The organism is Campylobacter helveticus, from assembly GCF_002080395.1.
In the GTDB taxonomy this organism is placed as follows: domain Bacteria; phylum Campylobacterota; class Campylobacteria; order Campylobacterales; family Campylobacteraceae; genus Campylobacter_D; species Campylobacter_D helveticus.
Genome location: NZ_CP020478.1, coordinates 824204 through 838214 on the forward strand (window position 1 = coordinate 824204; position 14011 = coordinate 838214).

The 14011-nt window shown below is 34.3% G+C and carries 14 protein-coding genes; 6 read left to right on the forward strand and 8 right to left on the reverse strand.

Going from position 1 to position 14011, the window contains the following annotated elements:
• Positions 1 to 12: 12 nt before the first annotated feature.
• Genes CHELV3228_RS04345 through CHELV3228_RS04380 form a run of 8 tightly spaced genes read right to left on the reverse strand, consistent with a single transcriptional unit; the run spans position 13 to position 7650 of the window.
• Complete coding sequence (locus tag CHELV3228_RS04345; RefSeq protein WP_082199697.1) at positions 13 to 945, reverse strand: SAM-dependent methyltransferase; 933 nt, start codon at positions 943 to 945, stop codon at positions 13 to 15.
• Positions 945 to 1766 carry a peptidoglycan metallopeptidase Pgp3 gene (pgp3, locus tag CHELV3228_RS04350; protein ID WP_082199698.1) on the reverse strand — a complete coding sequence of 274 codons (822 nt, stop codon included), beginning with the start codon at positions 1764 to 1766 and terminating at the stop codon, positions 945 to 947. The genes CHELV3228_RS04345 and pgp3 overlap by 1 nt, the downstream gene beginning before the upstream one ends.
• On the reverse strand, positions 1763 to 3757 hold the full coding sequence (glyS, locus tag CHELV3228_RS04355; RefSeq protein WP_082199699.1) for a glycine--tRNA ligase subunit beta: 1995 nt from the start codon (positions 3755 to 3757) through the stop codon (positions 1763 to 1765). The genes pgp3 and glyS overlap by 4 nt, the downstream gene beginning before the upstream one ends.
• A 41-nt stretch (positions 3758 to 3798) precedes the next feature.
• Positions 3799 to 4419: an HAD family hydrolase gene (locus CHELV3228_RS04360; RefSeq protein WP_082199700.1), complete on the reverse strand. Its 621-nt coding sequence runs from the start codon at positions 4417 to 4419 to the stop codon at positions 3799 to 3801.
• Complete coding sequence (locus tag CHELV3228_RS04365) at positions 4419 to 4748, reverse strand: hypothetical protein (RefSeq protein WP_082199701.1); 330 nt, start codon at positions 4746 to 4748, stop codon at positions 4419 to 4421. Before CHELV3228_RS04365 ends, CHELV3228_RS04360 begins: the two co-directional genes overlap by 1 nt.
• A gap of 10 nt (positions 4749 to 4758) precedes the next feature.
• Positions 4759 to 6381 (reverse strand): cation:proton antiporter, encoded by a 1623-nt coding sequence (locus CHELV3228_RS04370; protein ID WP_082199702.1) that lies wholly within the window; start codon positions 6379 to 6381, stop codon positions 4759 to 4761.
• On the reverse strand, positions 6381 to 6752 hold the full coding sequence (locus CHELV3228_RS04375) for a heat shock protein transcriptional repressor HspR (protein ID WP_082199703.1): 372 nt from the start codon (positions 6750 to 6752) through the stop codon (positions 6381 to 6383). Before CHELV3228_RS04375 ends, CHELV3228_RS04370 begins: the two co-directional genes overlap by 1 nt.
• 10 nt (positions 6753 to 6762) lie before the next feature.
• Positions 6763 to 7650 carry a DnaJ C-terminal domain-containing protein gene (locus CHELV3228_RS04380; RefSeq protein ID WP_082199704.1) on the reverse strand — a complete coding sequence of 296 codons (888 nt, stop codon included), beginning with the start codon at positions 7648 to 7650 and terminating at the stop codon, positions 6763 to 6765.
• A gap of 149 nt (positions 7651 to 7799) precedes the next feature.
• Between CHELV3228_RS04380 and htrA the strand changes: the two genes are divergently transcribed.
• From htrA to CHELV3228_RS04410, 6 genes are read left to right on the forward strand one after another with little or no spacing between them, the layout of a single operon-like run.
• Positions 7800 to 9212: a serine protease HtrA gene (gene htrA, locus CHELV3228_RS04385; protein WP_082199705.1), complete on the forward strand. Its 1413-nt coding sequence runs from the start codon at positions 7800 to 7802 to the stop codon at positions 9210 to 9212.
• Between the two features lie 60 nt (positions 9213 to 9272).
• On the forward strand, positions 9273 to 9947 hold the full coding sequence (locus CHELV3228_RS04390; protein ID WP_082199706.1) for a response regulator transcription factor: 675 nt from the start codon (positions 9273 to 9275) through the stop codon (positions 9945 to 9947).
• On the forward strand, positions 9944 to 11194 hold the full coding sequence (locus tag CHELV3228_RS04395) for an ArsS family sensor histidine kinase (RefSeq protein ID WP_082199707.1): 1251 nt from the start codon (positions 9944 to 9946) through the stop codon (positions 11192 to 11194). The genes CHELV3228_RS04390 and CHELV3228_RS04395 overlap by 4 nt, the downstream gene beginning before the upstream one ends.
• Positions 11195 to 11248: 54 nt before the next feature.
• Complete coding sequence (locus CHELV3228_RS04400; RefSeq protein WP_082199708.1) at positions 11249 to 12232, forward strand: agmatine deiminase family protein; 984 nt, start codon at positions 11249 to 11251, stop codon at positions 12230 to 12232.
• Positions 12223 to 13110: a cation diffusion facilitator family transporter gene (locus tag CHELV3228_RS04405; RefSeq protein ID WP_082199709.1), complete on the forward strand. Its 888-nt coding sequence runs from the start codon at positions 12223 to 12225 to the stop codon at positions 13108 to 13110. Before CHELV3228_RS04400 ends, CHELV3228_RS04405 begins: the two co-directional genes overlap by 10 nt.
• Complete coding sequence (locus CHELV3228_RS04410; protein WP_082199710.1) at positions 13107 to 13979, forward strand: N-carbamoylputrescine amidohydrolase; 873 nt, start codon at positions 13107 to 13109, stop codon at positions 13977 to 13979. Before CHELV3228_RS04405 ends, CHELV3228_RS04410 begins: the two co-directional genes overlap by 4 nt.
• The last annotated feature ends 32 nt before the right edge of the window (positions 13980 to 14011 follow it).

The following is a 14011-nucleotide window of genomic DNA, read 5'->3' on the forward strand; positions in this document are numbered from 1 at the left end:
CTTTACAAAATTTCACTTTTGAAATTCAAAAAAGTGAAATTTCGCGTCAAAATTGAAAAATAAATGCTTGGCTTGAACGAGAAGTTTTTCTTTGTTGTCGCTTTGGTTGATTAGGTTTTCAAAGTCAAATTCAAGTAAGGCTTGATTTTGTTTTTTAAGATTTAAAAGCTTGAAGTGATGCTTTTCGATAAGATATTTTAAATGTGTAAAATTTACATTATAAGTCAAATCGCTCTTGCCAAAATACTCTTTTAAAGAGGCTTTAAAAGGGCCGTAAAGCTGATGATTTTGATAAATTCTTAAGCTAAAACGATGGGGTAAAAACTCTCCATAATCAAACCCAGCGAAGACAAAGCGCTCACAAGCTTCATCTAAATCCTTAAAAAAATTTGACAAATGAGGACTAAATTCGCCTTTTTGTAAATTTAAAAGCTCACATTCTTTTTTGATTGTGGGATTTATGGGCTTAAAGATGAGTTTATAATCCTCAACAAAAGCCATTTTGTCATTATCAATTAACTCACAAGCGAAGCTATCGAATAACTCGTTGCAAAATATAAAGGCGTTTTGAAAATGGCATTCTTTAAGCGTCTTTTTATGGCTAAATTCCACACCTTTTAAGTTTTGTTTTTGTAGAAATTGCAGTTTTTCGTGAGGCTCTATGATGAAAAATTCAATCTTTTCAAAAATGCTTGGACGAATTTTGACCAAGGCGCTTAAAAAATCACGGCTCAAATAGCCCTCATTTGCACCTATTTCGACAATTTGTAAGGGAGGCTTTAGAATTTCTTCATCGACAAGATTTAAGAAATGATTTGCCAACAAGCTTCCAAAAAGCTCTCCCACGCTCACAGCCGTATAAAAATCGCCCTTTTTACCGACAAAAACGGCATTTTTATAATAATTTTCGTGAAGCCATTTTTCAAAAAATTCGCTAAAGAGCATTAAAAGAGATGATTGAATTTTTGCATAAAATCCAAGGGGTCAATTTGCTTTCCTCCTGCAAAAATTCCAAAATGCAAATGCGGACCACTCACCCTGCCACTTGCTCCGCTAAGTCCCACAATTTGCCCCTTTTTAACTTTTTCTCCCACTTTGACATTAAGCTTTGAGAGGTGGTAATATTGCGTGTAAATTCCATATCCGTGGTCTATTATCACGGAAACGCCTGCATAATATCTATCCTTAGCCAGTCTTACTATGCCAGAATTTGCCGCTTTTATCTTTGTGCCTATGGCAGCTCTAAAGTCTGTGCCGCTGTGATAACTTGCAAGCTTTTCATTAAAAACTCTTGCCTTGCCGTAAGAACTTGTGATGAAGCTATCTATAGGTTTTATAAAAGAGCCGTCAAATAAAGCTTGGGGGGTAAATTGAGCGTAGATAGCATTTGCCTCTTTTAGCTCTTCTTGTATGCGTTTTTGCACTTTTTGTGGGGGAAAGACCTTTTGGGCTTGGACGACGATTTTTTCACTTTTATAAGCTCCCTCTAGGGTTTTAATGCGAAAAATTTCACTAGAATTATCTTTATAAATTGCTTTGATTTCTGTCATTTTGGCAGGATTTTTATAAGGTAGGGAAAAAATAGCAAGAACTTTATTTGTATCTTTTGGATGGGTAAAAAAGGGCAAATTTTTATCTTTGATTTTTAATTCTTTCAAATTTTCTTTATTAAATTCTAAAAATAAAGTCTGACCTTTGACAAGCTCTAAATTTGTGGTAGCATAAGAAAAGAGCGTAAAAAGTGCAAGTAAAATAAGCTTTTTCACAGACTTAATTCCTTAATGTCGGCAATGTTTAAAAATTCGCTATAAATCGCAAAAACAAGGGCTTGTCTATTATTTTTAAGCTTTTCGTCTTCCGCATTTATCATTACTTTTTCAAAAAACTCATCGATAAAAGGCTTAAGGGCAAACAAGCTTTCTAATTTTTGCTTAAGATTTTGCACTTTTAAGCTTTCATTAAAAGCACTATAAAGCTTTCTTTCAGCTTCGTTTTCAAATAATGCTTCATCTATGGAATTTGTAATCTTTGTAGCGATATTTGCAAGGCGTTTAAAGGTGGAAAAATTCTCATTAAAACTAGCTTTTTGACTAAGCTCTATCAAGGCTTTTATGGCAGAATCTATGTGGATAAGGTCGCTATTTTTTGCACTCAAAACAGCTTTGATGAAAGAGGGATTAACCTCATAAAAAGTATAAATTCTTTCTAAAATAAAATGATAAAGCGTGCCTAAATCAAAGCTTTTGTAATGCTTAGAAGCTTCATTTAAAAAAGCATTTAAGTCAAATTTTTTACCAAGATGAAGTAGGATTTTTAAAATTCCATTTGCTGCTCTTCTTAGTGCGTAGGGGTCTTTCGTGCCACTTGGAATTTTACCTATGGAAAAAAGTGAAAGTAGGGTGTCAAATTTATAAGCAAGAGCAACAATGCTGGAAAATTCGCTACTTGGAAGAGCAGATTGCTCTGAGTTTGGCAGATATTGCTCTTTTATCGCTAGGGAAATTTCGTAGTTAAGCCCCATTTTATCCGCATAATAAGACCCCATAATGCCCTGTAAATTTGTAAATTCATAAACCATCTGCGTCGCCAAATCGGCTTTAGAAAAATGCACAGCTTTAAGGATAGCTTCTTGCTTGTCGTTGTTGAGAAATTTACATAAAATGAGCGCTAAAGCCTTTTCCCTTTCGACTTTATCTAGCATTGTGCCAAGAGAATCAAGATAGAGCATTTTGCCTAATTTTTCAGGCTCTAAACCATTTTGCAAGTCGTTTTTATAAAAGAACATCGCATCAGAAAGTCTTGCGCGAAGCACTCTTTCGTTGCCGTGTATGATTTTAGAATAATCTTTACAAACGGCGTTGCTGACAACCACAAAATGATTACTCAGTCCTTTTTCGCTAAAGGTGGCAAAATAGCGTTGATTTTCTCGCATTGATGTGATGATAACTTCACTTGGAATTTCTAAAAATTCACTTTCAAAGCTTCCAAGTAGGGCGGTTGGATACTCTGTTATGGCGATAACTTCTTCTAAAAGTTCTTCATCCTCTGCTATGCTTAAATTTTCTTTTGTTTCTATGAGTTTAAGGCTTTCTAAAATCTTTTCTTTTCTCTTTTGAGGGTCAAGTATGACAAAATTTTCTTCCAAAAGTTTAAAATATTCTCTTGCATTTTTAAAATTAAAAGCCTCATAGCTTACGCTTCTATGCACAAAAGTTTGCTTAGAGCTTTGCACTCCATAGCTTTGAAATTTAACCAAGTCTTCATCCAAAATGCAAACGATATTACGGATAGCACGGATAAACTCAAATTTATGCACCCCCCAACGCATACTTTTACCAAAATGAAGACTTTTTAAAAAGCTTTCTACCATCTCGCCTAAAACTTCGCTACTTTCTTGACCCTCAAGCTCTTTTTGATAATATAAAACTTCTTTACCCTTAATCTCTTTAAAGCAAATTTCCGCTTCGTCAATGCCGACTTTTTGTATAAAGCTAAGTCCCGCTGGGCTTAGTTTCCCATCCTTATAAGCGACATTTTTGGGTGCACCTATAAATTCTACCAAACGATTTTCTTGTCTTGTTTTAAAACTTGGATGAAAAAAAACTAAACGGCGTGGTGTATAGTAAAACTCAAATTCTGCTTCTAGGTGGTATTCTTTTAAAAGTTTTTCCCACTTTCCTTTGATATTTGGAAGTTCCTTAAGAAAGGGGATAGCTGGAAGTTCTTCTGTGAGAATTTCGATAAGTAATTCTTTCATTATGCACTCTTTTAGAAAATTTTTATTATTTTAACCTTTCTTTATAAATGATTTTTTAAGAAATTTAGCAATTCTTCAGCATTACTAAATTCATTTTCTTTCAAATCTTTAGCATACCATTTAGCGTGATAATAAGTTAGTTTGGCATTTTGTGCTGCTTCTTTATCTTTGGCACTATCGCCTATAAAAAGGCTTGTTTGATAAGGCGCTTCTTCTTTTAATAAATTTAACATCATCGGGCTTGGCTTTGGCTCTATCCCTACGCTTACGCCTAAAATTTTGTCAAAATAATGCAAGATATTATGTTTTTCCAAAATGCGTGTGAGTGAGCTTTGCGGGGCATTTGTGGCTATGGCGAGATAGCAATTTTGCTTTTTTAAAAAGTCCAAAAGCTCCATAATCCCATCAAATAGCACGACACTTTGTTGATAATGCTTGATGAAGTATTTTTCAAATCCCTCTTTAAAGCTTGAGTGGTTGAAATTTTTGATTTCGTAAAGCTCTTTTGCCCAATCAATTTGTGGAGTATTGATGATTTGCATTATTTTTTCTCGTTCTAGTGGGCTAAGATTTAACTCAGCTCTTATTTCATTGACTGCGGCACTTATGGCATTTGCGCTGTCGATTAAAGTGCCATCCATATCAAAAAATACATTTATCATTAAAATTCCTTTAGATAATTTTTATGCTTTTCTTTTTTTGAGCTTTGTTTTTTTTGCTTGTCTAAGGCATTTGCAAGGCTGAGCAATTCTTCTTTTGTTTTGTTAAAATCCAAACAAGCATTAACAAAGCTTTGTAAATTTTTTGCGTAAGTTGAATTTAAAATTACCATTTCATCTTTTTTAAAAAAACTTGTGTTTTTTAGCATTCTTTCCTCAAATTTTTGTGGGTCAAAATTTTCTTTTTTGAGAGAACTCATCGCAGCATTGGCAAATTTTTCTAAATTTCTTAGGTATTTAACTCTTAAACTTTTTTCTTTGTCAAAAGCCATATTTTATACCTTAAACATTTTTACTAATGCGTTTTTCAAGTGCAGCACTGATTAAAGCTCTTGCTAATACTCTTTCCGTTTGCACAATTTCGACATTTTTGTCGATTTTAGAATAAAAGAGTTTTTTGGAGACATTATTTGTAAAAATTACAATATCAACTTTCCCATAACTTTCTAAGGCTTGATGTAGCATTGTAAGCTTAGATTCGTTAGAGATTGTGATGATGGCGACTGCACATTCTTTAATATTGGCGATTTTAAGCGTTTCTTCTTGGGCTGCATTGGCAAAATAGACATTTTCACCTCTACTTAGTCCAAGCTCGACCAAATTTAAATCACTTTCTAAAACAAGATAAGGCACACCTGTATTTTTGATTTTCTGCACGACTTCTTGCCCTATAACTCCATAGCCAAAAATCACAATATGATTTTTTAGCGTAGAGCTTTGAGCTGGAATTTGGACATTTTCATTATTTTGTATCATATCTTCAACGGCATTTGAAATTTTTCTAATATTATTTAAAACAAAGGGTGTTAATACCATAGTGATGATGGAAACGACAATTAAAATTTGTGCTGTTTGGGCATCTAATAATTCTTTTGCTTGTAAAAGAGAAAAGATTGCTAGGGCAAATTCCCCTATTTGTGCGATACTAAAAGCTGTTTTTATCGCAACTTTTTTTGGATTATAAAGAGCTAGTAGTCCAAAAATTACTGCAAATTTTAAAAGCCCAACAAGTAAGGTTAAGATAAAGATAATATCCCAATTTTCAAAGACAATTTTAAAATCAATTTGCATTCCAACCGTGATAAAAAAAAGCCCCAAAAGCAAGTCTCTAAAAGGCACCAAATCCGCTTCTATTTTGTGCTTATATCTAGTCTCTGCAATCAAAACCCCAGCAATGAAAGCCCCAAGTGAGTAAGAAAAGCCAAAATAATGTGCCAAAAAACTCGCTCCCATCACAATGAAAAGTATGGTTAAAATAAAAAGTTCATTTGAAGACGCACGGATAACAAAGCGAAAAACTCTATTGATAAGGTATTTTCCTATCAAATAAAGCAAACCAAGTAAAATAACCACACTAATGAGTGTGGTGAAGATAAGTTGCGTTATATTTTGATGATTTGATGAGAAAATATCCACAAGAAGCAAAAGGGGGATAACGGCGATATCTTGAAAGAGTAAAATCCCCAATGCCTTTCTTCCATATCGTTCTTTTATATCGCCATTATCATTTAAAATTTTAAGCACTACTGCTGTGGAGGAAAGTGCAAGCGTAAAGCCTACAATGATACCGACTTTCCCACCAAGTTCTAAAATTCCCATCACAAGCAAAAAGCAAACCAAGCCACAAATGAGCATTTGCAAAGAGCCGTTTAAAAAAACCTCTTTTTTCATTGCCATTAAATGCGTAAAAGAAAACTCAAGCCCTATGGTAAACATTAAAAAAACAATGCCAAATTCAGCGATGTGAGAAAGCTCGGCACTGCCATTGAAACTATAAGCATACGATATAATGATACCGACTAAAATATAGCCTATAATTGTAGGAATTTCAAATCTCTTAAAAAAGACATTTAGCACAACAGCAAGTCCTGTTGTGATTAAAAAAACTTCTAAAAAATCACCCATTAATTTTTCTCGTAAAAAATTAAGTCAAAACTACTTTTGTGTTTGACTACAGCTTTTGATTTGCCATTATTATCTCTTTTATCAAGTTCTAAGCGAAGCTCATCAATCAAAGCTTCAAATTCACTCAGTTGATTTTTAAGTTTTAAAATCACATCGACCCCAGCCAAATTCACGCCCATATCACGAGTAAGTCTTAAAATAAGCTTGATTCTATCAATATCGCGTTGGGAATAAAGCCTAATTTTACCATCGGTTCGGCTAGGCTCTACAAGCCCTTCTCTTTCATATTGTCTAAGTGTTTGTGGGTGTATGCTTAAAACTTTTGCCACGACACTGATTAAATAAACTGGTTCATCATAGTTGTGTTGCATTGTTGCTCCCTTAAGGTAGTTTTTCTTCTAAAATTTGACGCGCATTTTCATCTAAGTCTTCAACATTAGGTAAAAGCACATTTAAAATGAGATATAAATCGCCAAAAATTCCACTTTTCCTATTTTGCACCCCATAGCCTTTAAGGCGAATTTTTTGTCCATTTTTAGAATTTGGAGGGATTTTGATGCTGACTTCTTTTTTTGGAGTTTTAAGATTTATCTTTCCGCCAAAAAGTGCTGTTTTTAAGCTAATGTCTAGCTTTCTTGTCAAATCATCTTCATCACGCTCATAAAGCTCACTTTTTTCCAAACTAACTTTAACGATTAAATCCCCCACTTGTGAGCCGATTTTCTTGCCCTTGCCACGAATTCTTAGCTTTTCGCCACTTTTGATTCCGTGAGGAATTTTGATTTTAATCGTCTCGCCATTAAAATTAATGCTATGTTCTCCGCCTAAAATTCCCGTTTCAAAAGGTATGGTGATTTTTGCACTTAAGTCCAGAGCGTCTTGATTAAAGCCTCCAAATCCTCCACCGCCAAAACCGCCGAAATTTCCACTGCCAAAGCTACTATTTCCTCCGAAGCCACTTGCACCAAAACCCCCTCCGCCAAATATATTTTTTAAAATTTCATCTAAATCCATTCCGCCAGAATTTCTAGAAAAATCGCTAAAGCTCTGCCCTCCAAACATAGAATCTCCATATCTATCATACTGAGCGCGTTTTTTTTCATCGCTTAAAATTTCGTAAGCGGCGTTGATTTCTTTAAATTTTTCTTCTGCACCTTTTTCTTTATTAATGTCTGGGTGGTATTGTCTGGCTAGGCGTCTATAAGCTTTTTTAATCTCATCACTACTAGCATTTTTATTGATTCCAAGTGTTTCATAAAGACTATTCATTACTTTTCCTTAAAAATTAAAGTCGCAATTATAGCATAAAGTTTAGTCCTAGTCAATCAAGTTTAATAAATTTTTACGCTCAAGGTTTCATTTACAAATTTTTAAAGATTGAGTTTTATACTATCAAGCTAAGTTTTAAGGAGAATATAATGAGAAAAGTTATTTTATCGCTTTCTTTAGCGAGTTTTTTATGTGCAGCGAGTGTGGAATTTAATGAAATTAATTCTAAGGTTGAAAGAGTAAATCCTGCAAATGGAGTTTTACTTTCCTATCAAGATTCTATTAAAGAGGTTAAAAAATCCGTTGTTAATATCTCAACCTCAAAAACTGTTACTAGAATGAATACGCCTTTTGATGATTTTTTTGATGACCCTTATTTTAAGCAATTTTTTGGCTTTGACCCCTTTCAAAGAAGAGGGCAAAATGAAAAAGAGGTTGTTGCAAGTATCGGCTCTGGTGTGATTATCTCAAAAGACGGCTATATCGTTACAAATAATCATGTGGTAGAAAATGTTGATAGTATAAGCGTAACCTTGCCGCAAAGCGATGTGGAGTATAAGGCTAAGTTGATAGGAAAAGATCCAAAGACGGATTTGGCTGTGATTAAAATAGAGGCAAATAATCTCTCAGCTGTGAGTTTTTCAAACTCAGACGACTTAATGGAAGGTGATGTGGTATTTGCTTTAGGGAATCCTTTTGGTGTGGGCTTTAGCGTAACAAGTGGCATTATTTCAGCACTTAATAAAGACAATATAGGCTTAAATCAATATGAAAATTTTATCCAAACGGACGCTTCGATTAATCCCGGAAATTCAGGCGGTGCTTTAGTAGATACTAGGGGGGCTTTAGTGGGGATAAATTCGGCTATTTTGTCGCGTGGTGGGGGAAATAATGGTATAGGTTTTGCCATACCTTCAAATATGGTCAAAGATGTAGCGAAAAAGCTTATAGAAAAAGGTAAAATCGAAAGAGGCTTTTTGGGCGTTAGCATAGCGGCTTTAAAGGGCGATAGTAAAAAAGTGTATAAAAATAGCGAGGGTGCGCTCATCACCGATGTGCAAAAAGGCTCATCTGCTGATGAAGCAGGGCTTAGAAGAGGGGATTTGGTTTTAAGGGTTAATGATAAAATCATTAAAAGTCCAAATGATTTAAAAAATTACATAGGCACACTCGAGCCTAATCAAAAAATTTCTTTATTCTACGAAAGAGATGGCAAGGAAAATCAAATTAGTTTCGTCTTGAAAGGCGATGAGATGAGTGAAATAAAAGGGGTGCAGGATAGCTTGATAGAGGGCTTAAAATTAAGAGCTTTAGATGCGAATTTAAAAGCGCGTCTTGGAGTGCCAAGTGAGATAAATGGAATTTTAGTTGAGAGTGTGGAGGCGAAAAGTAAAGCTAAAGATTCTGGCTTTAAAGAAGGTGATATTATCATAGCTGTAGGGCAGAGTGAGGTAAAAGACCTTAAAGATTTGCAAAATACTTTGAAAAATCAAGCAAAAAATGCGTGGATTAAAATTTGGGTATATCGCGGAGGTGTGATAACTTTGCTTGTGTTAAAATAGGCGTTTTCTTTTTGTTATGAAATTTATTTTAGAATTTTTTATTTTAGTCAAAGGAGTAAAATGACTAATATTCTTATGATAGAAGATGATTTAGAATTAGCTGAAATCACGGCGGAGTATTTGGAACAATTTGATATGAAAGTCGATATAGCTCACGAGCCTTATATAGGACTTTCAAAACTTGCTTTAAAAGAATATCAGCTTATCATACTTGATTTATCATTGCCGGGGATTGACGGACTTGAAGTGTGCGAGGAAATTCGTAAAAAATATGACACGCCTATTATTATTTCAAGTGCCAGACACGATATTAGCGATAAAGTTAATGCTTTGGAGCTTGGGGCAGATGATTATTTGCCTAAGCCTTATAATCCAAAAGAACTTCAAGCTCGCATTAAGAGCCATTTAAGACGCATTTGTCATACAAAAAATGCAATCGCAAAAAGCGTAAAAGACTTGGTTTATGACCAATATAAGCATATCATTACGATGAGGGGCGAGGAACTCACACTCACAAATGCGGAATTTGATATTTTAAGTTATTTGATAAAAAAAGAGGGCGGAGTGGTAAGTCGCGAGGAGCTTGTATATAATTGCTCTAGCATTAGCGAGGATAGTTCTAATAAAAGCATTGATGTTATCATTTCTCGCATACGCCAAAAAATGGGAGATGACCCTAAAACGCCTAAATATATCCACTCTATACGCGGTATAGGCTATAAACTTACACAATGAACCGCTCATCTATCTTTTATACTATAACTTTCATTTTTCTTTTTGCCGGAGTTAGTGTAACTCTTGGCTTTTTATGGCTTATGGCTTATGACCAGCAAAATTACACAAGAGAGCTTAATGCTAAATACTCCCTCATTGCTAATGTTAAGCTTTTACAACTTAATGGAATGATTAATGAAAAGGAATTTGAAGAGCAAACTAAAAATTACAATCAAATGATAAAGATTGATGATGTAAAAGAGCTTCAAGCTATCACAAAACAGGGAGAAATTTTAGAAAAGGTTGCGGTGGATAAGGGCAGGGTGGAAATCATCTCATATAAAGATGAAATTTATCTTAACATCGTCTATAATGAAGAAATTTATCTTTATAGGGACCAAGAGTATCAAACTTATCGTTATTTTATTATTAAAGCCATAGGAGCGGCTGTTTTCGTTGTGCTTATTTTGCTTTATTTTTTTATATTAAGAAAATTAAAACCTTTACGAACCTTAAAGAAGCAAATCGATAAATTTGCACAAGGTAAGCTTAATGAAATCGAAGATGTAAGCACGGGAAATGATGAAATTTCACAAGTTGCTGAAGCTTTTCACCGGGCTATTTTGCAAATTATCAAACTCAATCAATCCCGCCAGTTTTTTTTAAGAAATATAATGCACGAGCTTAAAACTCCCATCACAAAAGGACTTATCACACTTGAAATGCTTGAAGATGATAAGTATAAAGAAAGACTTGAGGGGATATTTAACCGCCTTGAAATTTTGATTAACGAATTTGCGGCGATTGAGCAAATTACTTCAGGGGCAGCTTTCATTAATCGCAAGAAATATAATATCTTAGATATCTTAGACGAAGCGAAAGAAATTTCTATGCGTGATGAGAACAATATACGCGTTTTTATGGGGGAAAGCTTTTTTGTCAATGTTGATTTTAAACTTTTCACTACGGCAATTAAAAATATGATAGATAATGGCATTAAGCATTCTCTTGATGGTTTCGTGCAAATTGACATTATGGAAGATTATATTTGCTTTAAAAATAGGGGAAATGAGCTAAATAATACTTTAGAATACTACATGCAAGCTTTTACGCAAGGCTCAAAGCAAAAGTCAAGCTTTGGACTTGGTTTATACATTGTCAATACCATACTTGAAAGTCATAATATGAAGCTTGATTATGCCTATGAGGATGGGATTAATTTGTTTTATTTTAGGGGCTTAAAGAGGATAGTATTAAGCGATGCTTGACAAAAGTTTATAAAATGTTACAATTCGCTTTTTATTATCAAAAAAGGTATGTAAATGATAAATTCAATCGCTGAGTGGAGTGAGCAAGAATGCCTTATGCTTGCTCTACCGCATAAAAATACGGACTGGAAGCCTTATTTAAGTGAGATTATCGAGGCTTATAAAGACTTTGTAAAGTGTGCAAGTCGGTTTGAAAAACTTTTATTAATTGCACCAAATGATGAGGATTTTGCCCCTTTTAAAGAATTTAAAAATGTAGAATTTTTTAAATGTGAAACAAATGATACTTGGATAAGGGATTTTGGAGCGATTGATGTGCTAGAAAATGGGAAATTAAAATCTCTTAATTTTACTTTTAATGCTTGGGGGGACAAATTTCAAAGTGCTTTAGATAATGCGTTAAATGACAAGATTTTTAAAGAAAAATTCCAAACTAAACTTGAAAAATGCGATTTTATCTTAGAGGGCGGTAGTATTGAATTTAACGGCGTTGGAGTAATGCTTACAAGCTCTTATTGTTTATTAAATTCTAATCGCAACAAAGACTTAAACAAGGAAAAAATTGAAGAAAAACTTAAGGACTATTTTGGACTTAAAAAAATCATCTGGCTTGAAAATGGCTTTATTAAGGGTGATGATACAGATAGACACATTGACACTTTGGCGCGTTTTATCGATGAAAATACCATAGCTTACTGCATTTGTGAAGACGAAAAAGATGAGCATTATTTGCCCTTAAAAGCTATGGAGGAAGAGCTTATGAAAACAGGATTTAAGCTTGTCCCTCTTCCTATTCCAAAGCCTTTATTTTATGAGGGTCGAAGACTTGGGGCAACTTATGCAAATTTTGTTTTTGTTAATAATGCTCTTATTGTGCCTTTTTATGGTGATGAAAACGATGAAATAGTGCGTGAGAGACTACAAAATCACATTAAAAATCGTGAGGTTGTCGGCGTGGATGCAAGGGTTTTTTTAAGACAAAATGGCTCTTTGCATTGCTCTTGTCAAAATCGCTTTAAAGGAAAAAGATGGATTTAGCTAAACAAGCGACAATAATAGCCACTTGTTGCGCCTTTTTTTTGGCACTTGTTAAATTTGTCGTGGGGATTTTAAGCGGTTCTGTGGCTGTGCTTTCGAGTGCGATTGATTCGATGATGGATTTTGCCATTTCTGCATTTAATTTTTTAGCGCTTAAGAAATCTTCGCAAAAACCAAACGAACATTATAATTTCGGCTTTTCCAAGATAGAAGCTTTAATGGGATTTTTGGAGGGTTGTTTTATAGTCGCTGTGGGAATTTTCATTTTTTATCAAAGCGTGATGAAAATTTATCATAAGGAAGTTGTGAGTGATTTAAATTCGGGTATGGCTGTGATGATTTTCGCTTTGATTGTAACTTCTTTACTTGTGCTTTACCTGTCTTTTGTGGCAAAAAAAACAAAAAGTTTGATAGTGGAAAGCGATTGTTTGCATTATAAGAGCGATTTTTTGAGTAATTTTTTCACTCTAGTTGCCTTAGTTTTAATTTATTTTACAAATTTACATATCATTGATGCTATTTTTGGCATTATTGTGAGTTTTTACACAAGTTTTAGTGCGAGCAAGATTATCAAAAAAGCCTTAGCTTTCTTGATGGACGAGGCTTTAGATGAGGAAATTTTAGAAAAAATTAAGCTCTTAATTGACAATCATAAAGAAGTCGTTTCTTTTCACAATCTTAAAACAAGAAAAACACCAAGTACAAACTACATTAGTGTTCATTTGGTTTTTTGTCCCATAATTTCACTTTTAAACGCCCATAAAATTTCCGATGAAATAGAACAGGCTATAAGAGAAATTTCACAGGAACAAAAATGGGAAATTCACATTCATCTTGACCCTTATGATGACCAAGATGAAGAAGGGCAGAGGATATGAAAATCGCATTAATTCAGCAAAAATTCCACGAAAATAAAGAAAAAACGATAAAAAAAACTTGTGATTTAATCACTAAAGCACGAAAAGAAGGCGCGAAGCTTGTGTGCTTGGGAGAACTTCATCAAAGTGAGTATTTTTGTCAAAGTGAAAATGTAGCAAATTTCGACTTGGCAAAAGATTATGAAAACGATGTGAAATTTTGGGCGCAAGTGGCAAAGAAAAATGAAGTGGTTTTAATTGCTTCATTATTTGAAAAACGCAGTGCGGGGCTTTATCACAACACAGCCGTGGTTTTTGAAAAAGACGGAAGCATAGCTGGTAAATACCGAAAAATGCACATTCCAGATGACCCTTGTTTTTATGAGAAATTTTATTTTACTCCCGGAGATTTAGGCTTTGAGCCTATTGATACGAGCGTGGGAAGGCTTGGGGTGCTGATTTGCTGGGACCAGTGGTATCCTGAGGCAGCTAGGATTATGGCTTTAAAGGGGGCAGAAATTTTAATTTATCCTACGGCTATAGGGTGGTTTGATGAAGACGAAAAGGTAGAAAAAGAAAGGCAGCTTAATGCTTGGCTTGGAATTCAAAAGGCTCACGCCATAGCGAATGGACTTTATGTCGTGGCGGTTAATCGCGTGGGTTTTGAGGAGGATAAAAGTAGAGCGCAAAAGGGGATAAGATTTTGGGGAAATTCCTTTGTGTATGGTCCTCAAGGCGAAGAAATTTTTAAAGCCGATTCTAAAAGTGAGCTTTGTGTTTGTGTGGAGCTAGATAAAAAAAGAAGTGAAGATGTGCGTAGATGGTGGCCATTTTTAAGAGATAGAAGGATAGAATTTTTTAAAGATTTAGAAAAAAGATATATTGATTAAGGCAAATTGGAACGATATTTGCTTATCTACTT